The organism is Streptomyces beijiangensis, from assembly GCF_017315755.1.
Lineage (GTDB): Bacteria > Actinomycetota > Actinomycetes > Streptomycetales > Streptomycetaceae > Streptomyces > Streptomyces beijiangensis.
The window spans coordinates 1-493 of the sequence record NZ_JAFLRJ010000906.1 but is presented as its reverse complement, the minus strand read 5'-3'; the positions used below and the strand labels follow the sequence as shown (position 1 = coordinate 493).

General features: G+C 73.2%; 1 protein-coding gene and 1 pseudogene. One reads left to right on the top strand and one right to left on the bottom strand.

The window, feature by feature from the left end; all coding sequences use genetic code 11:
• A pseudogene (locus J0695_RS39810) lies at positions 1–292 on the top strand (dihydrodipicolinate synthase family protein); the annotation flags it as partial.
• Here the strand turns inward: J0695_RS39810 and J0695_RS39805 are convergent.
• Entirely contained in the window at positions 273–446 is a 174-nt protein-coding gene (locus J0695_RS39805; RefSeq protein ID WP_307798902.1) for a dihydrodipicolinate synthase family protein, read from the bottom strand. The pseudogene J0695_RS39810 and the gene J0695_RS39805 overlap by 20 nt on opposite strands.
• Between the last annotated feature and the right edge of the window lie 47 nt (positions 447–493).

Genomic DNA, 493 nt, shown 5'->3' with positions numbered 1-493 from the left:
CGCCCGCCGCAGCCCGCGCTGGAGGCGCACTTCCGCAGGGTCGCGGACGCGGCGGGCGTCCCGGTGATGCTGTACGACATCCCGGGCCGCACGGGCACCCGTATCGAGCCGGAGACGATGCTGCGTCTCGCGGAGCACCCGCGGATCACGGCGGTGAAGGACTGCGCGTACGACTTCCTCGGCTCCACCAAGGTCATCTCGCGCACCGGTCTCGCGTACTACTCGGGCTGCGAGGAGCTGAACCTCCCGCTGTACGCGGTGGGCGGTGCCGGCTATGTCAGTACTTCGGCCGCCCCCGCCAGTTCGACGGTGTGGCGTGTGTCCGCGCTGCCCACGCCCGCCACGACATGCGCCGCGGCGCCGACCGCCTCGCGCACCGCCCGCACCAGCGCGGTCTTCTCGGCGTCCGACGTGGTCGGGGACTCGCCTGTGGTGCCGCTGAGCACGAGGCCGTCGCAGCCCTCCGCCACCAGGCGGGCGGCCAGCTGCTGTT